Origin of the sequence: Micromonospora sp. NPDC093243 (assembly GCF_044753725.1) — a bacterium.
Taxonomy (GTDB): domain Bacteria; phylum Actinomycetota; class Actinomycetes; order Mycobacteriales; family Micromonosporaceae; genus Micromonospora.
In genome coordinates this window covers 1-4371 of sequence record NZ_JBIVNT010000025.1, presented here as the reverse complement: position 1 = coordinate 4371, position 4371 = coordinate 1, and the positions used below count along the sequence as shown (strand labels likewise).

Genomic DNA, 4371 nt, shown 5'->3' with positions numbered 1-4371 from the left:
CCCCCGCGCCTGCCACGCTCGCCGAGTTGGTCCGGGTCGCCGGCCGCTGGACCGTCGAAAAAGCCTTCCACGCCGCCAAGGGTGAGGTTGGCCTCGACCAGCCCCAAGTCCGCCGCTGGGCATCACTTGGGCGAATGTCCGCAGGGATCGGCTCCACGCGCTGGTCGCAGAGCAGATTGCTCTTGTTATGGCGCCATCAGAATGTCACCGTGGGCCCACAGACCGACCGGCCGGTCTGGATGCCGACGAATGGTCGCACTACCGTTGGAGGTAGATATCCGGCCGCCAACGTAGGAGGAATCGTGTCGGTCGAGGTGAGCGTGCCCAAGGTGAGTGTCGTGGTGCCGGCGTACAACTGCGGCGGGCACATCGGAAAGCTCGTAGCCTCGCTCCTGCGCCAGTCGTTGCCCGCCAGCGAGTTTGAGACGATCTTTGTCGATGACGGCTCGACCGATGACACGGGCGAACGGCTGGATCGCTTGGCGGCCGCGCACCCGCACATCCAGGTGCTGCACACCGAGAACTCGGGTTGGCCGTCGCGCCCACGCAACCTGGGCATCGAGCGGGCCCGCGGCGAGTACGTCTTCTTCGCCGACGACGACGACTGGTTCGCCGACGAAGCGCTGGAGCGGCTCTACGAGTGCGCAAAGACGTACGGCGCGGACATCGCGATTGGAAAGATGGCCGGGCACGGGCGGGGCGTGCCGCGGGAGTTGTTCCGCAGTAACCGCTTCGATGCCACGCTGGCCAACGCCCCATTGATCGATAGCCTGACCTGCCACAAGCTGTTCCGTCGGTCGTTCCTCAACGAGCACGGACTGCGGTTCCCGGAGGGTGGCAAGCGGCGGCTGGAGGACCACTCGTTGGTGGTGCGTGCCTACTTCCTGTCCCGGCGTACCTGTGTGCTGTCCGACTACACCTGCTACCACCACGTCCGGCGGGGCGACGCAGGCAACGTCACCGCGACGCGGCTGGACCCGGCGAGCTACTTCGCCAGCATCCACGACGCGCTGGACATCGTGGATGCCAGTACCGAGCCGGGTCAGCTGCGGGATCGGCTGCACCGGCGGTGGCTGCGCAACGAGATGCTCAACCGGTTACGTGGCAAGCGGCTGCTGACCGCGCCCGAGGACTGGCTGGAGCAGGTCGCCCTGGAGACCCAGAAGGTCATCCAGGACCGGTTCACCCCCGGCGTCGCCGCGGGCCTGCCGCCGCTGCAACGGGCTGTGGCGTACCTGACCGAACGGGGCCGAATCGCCGACCTGCGTCGACTCGCCCGCTGGGAGGCGGGCATCGCCGTGCGCGCCACGATTGAGGACTACCAGCTGGCCGACCGGGCCGTCACGATGACCGTCGCTGCGGAGCTGCGCTCCGCGGACCAGCCGGTCGGTTTCCGCTCCGACAATGGCCGGGACGTGCTGGTGCTGCCGGTGGACGAGGTCGCCCCCGAGGTGCTCGACTCCACCGCGCAGGTGCGCAAGGCCCGGCTGGACGTGGTCGCCCGTCGCCGGGAGACCGGCGACGAGATTATTCTGCCGGTAAGCTTCCGGACCGAACGAGTCGCAGACCCGAACGAGGCGGACACCGTGCACCTGGTGCACCGGGCCACCACCACGATCGACGTCGGCACCCTCAACGGCGGCCGTACCCGGGGCAGCTGGTTCATCAGGGCACGGATCACCAATGCCGGCTGGACCGAGGATGCTCAGCCGCCGCTGCTGTTCATCTGCCGAACCGACGGCGCACGGCCCCGCATCCGTGACCAGCGGAGGCCCTGGAACTGGCTGCGGTCCGCGGTGGGTCGTCGGATCCGCCGCTGATCCGCCCGCCCTGGCCATGGAGTGGCGGCCGAGCCTGGTGCGAGGCTTCCGCTGAAAGCTCTGAGCGGCCCTACGACTCTACCGTCGTCGGTTCGGCGTGGCCTGCACCCCATGGGTCTCAGGCTCGGATGCCGGGCGTGGATCTTGGTCTCGGCGGTGGGTGCGCGTGAGGTCGGAAGCTGAAGGACGTCGAAAAGTCGCGCTAGCGATGATCTTGATTGCCGGCCCGCCAGGATCAACAATTTGGCGGCTGGTGACACGTTCGTTACCGGCACCCCAAGATCGGAGCAGCCCAAAAAGGTGCAACCTGACGACCTTCAGGATGCCATCACCAGTGGGTGCGCGGACATCACACATAGCCACGAAACTCGTACTGATACTGACCCATGCCGCAGACCACCGGCTTGCCTGCGCCATCACGCCTGAGCGCGTAGAGCGTGCTGTCCTCGAGCGGTTCACGATCAGGATTGGTCGTCGGTCATTCCCCCACTCGTGTGGCACCGGCATCGGCAGCCGGCAGCACTAACGGCAGCTCAGGCAGATTCCGTTGCTGGCCATCCAATGGGCCGCCCAAGAACGCCACCGACCGCAGGATACGATTGCCGGCAAGGTCGTCTGGTGCCCGTTCAAAGCACTACTAGTGGAGTGCCAGCACACCCGCGCTGACCAGCCCGTCGACCGCCCCGGCCGCGATGACAATGACTCGATGCCCCGCCGAGGGCTGCTCGGCGGGGCGATGCGTAGTGCGGACCGCGTGTGCAGCTGCTCCAGGATCCGGTCAGTAACCTGCTGTTCACTCCAGCGCGCGAGTCGGCTTTCCGATGCGATATAGAAGGTCGTCCGACGATCCACACGGCAGCGTTGACCCCACGCAACTGCTAGCCCCGGGCTCCAATTGGTTGACGCCTTGTCTGCGCGTGGACAGGATGCTAGCCTGATCAACAGACCGGTCGGTCGGTCGGTATGACTTTACGTCCTCGGGGGGTGGAGGCCGCTATATCAGTAACAACTGATACAGCGGCAGCACCCCCGCCGTGGGCGGCGCTGCCGCCAATCCTGACCCGGCAAGGATCACCGCGGCCTCTTCGGGCTACGGAGGCGTTCCTCAAGCTTCAACTGCGTTTGGTGAACGGCGGCATCTACGCCGACACGTCGGGCTACCACAACACCCGAGCAGCCAACGCTGACAACAACTATTCGTGCCGCTGACGCAGAGTCGACCGGCGGTCTTGCCCTCTTCGAGAGAGGACCCATGCGCCCTTCACTCCGTGTACTCATTGCTGGCCTGGCTCTTACGGCCGGTGGTCTCGGTGGCCTCGTCGCTTGCCGCTCCGATCCGGATACGACGGCCACTCGCTCGGCAGGCCGACCGCTGGCAACGCCGCCTCCTGCCGCCGCGACGGCACCATCCGTCACCGCTTCAGCGTCGTCGTCCCCGCCCGACAGCACGGCTGCCTTGCCGACAGGTCGGTCTGGCGACACCGACCCGGCAGCAGCATCGCAGTCAAGTGGGAGCCCGGCCACGGGTTCATGCTCCTCGGATGTGCTGCGGGCGTCGATAGCGGCGCTCGCCCCTGACTTTGCTATGGGCGTACAGCAGGTGAAAGTTTACAAGTGCGTGGGCGGCTTCGCGCGGTTGTACGCAACTCCGAACCCCGCCCCCAATGGCGATCGATCCGAGGGTGATCAGTTCTATCTGCAGCTTACTGCCGGCCAGTGGCAGCTCCTTGTGCGGGGTGCCGGCGTCGATTGTGGAGATGAAAATCCCAGCCTCGCACAAGCCTGCGCGGCCTTCAGCCAAGGCTGACGACCGAAGTTGGGTTTCTCTGCATTCCCCCTAGCGACAAGGAGAAAGATGCACAGTTTCTCGATCAGTCGGCGGCTTCTATGCGCGACCCTAGCTATCGCGCTCGGCGTTGCCGCCGGGATCACTAGTGCCGTCACCATCGGCGGTCCCGCCGCGGCGGCGTCGTCTGTAGGTGGCTACATTTCCCGCTCGGAGATCCTGGAGCGTGCCCAGTATTGGGTCGACGAAGGCATCACCTACACCCAGACCGGTCCGTGGGCCAATGACGGTACCGGCAAGACGTACCGGCGTGACTGCTCTGGTCTGGTGTCGATGGCCTGGCACCTTGGAACCAGCTACGTAACCGACGACTTCCAGCAGATCAGTAGCCACCCGTGGTCGCTGGTGCCAGGTGGGATCGACGGATTTCTACCGGGTGACGCCATGGTCAAGGACGGACACATGGAGCTGTTTGCCAAATGGGTCAACGCTAGTGACCACCGCCAAGGTGCCTACGTTTACTCGTTCAACACGAACGGCGAGACCGTCCGAAACCCTTACAAGGAGAGCAACCACGGCAACCTCGGCAGAAACTCGTGGGATGATCTTCAGACCTACACCCCGATTCGATACGACAAGATCGCCGATGAATTGCCGGTCTCGCCGCCCATTGAGCAGGGCTCGGCGCAGGCGCACGCGGATGTGACCGGTGACGGCCTTGCTGACTTGGTGGTCCTGTATGACTACGGGAACTCAACGAGCAAG

At 65.4% G+C, this 4371-nt stretch carries 1 protein-coding gene and 2 pseudogenes; all 3 read left to right on the top strand.

The annotated features are described in order from the left end of the window. Positions 1-119, top strand: a pseudogene (locus ACIP9D_RS32785) (IS701 family transposase); the annotation flags it as partial. Positions 120-134: 15 nt separating this feature from the next. After that, the gene (locus ACIP9D_RS32780; protein ID WP_350877561.1) at positions 135-1820 is read left to right on the top strand and encodes a glycosyltransferase; all 1686 of its coding nucleotides are present in this window, start codon (positions 135-137) and stop codon (positions 1818-1820) included. 1855 nt (positions 1821-3675) lie between these two features. Continuing rightward, a pseudogene (locus tag ACIP9D_RS32775) lies at positions 3676-4371 on the top strand (hypothetical protein); the annotation flags it as partial.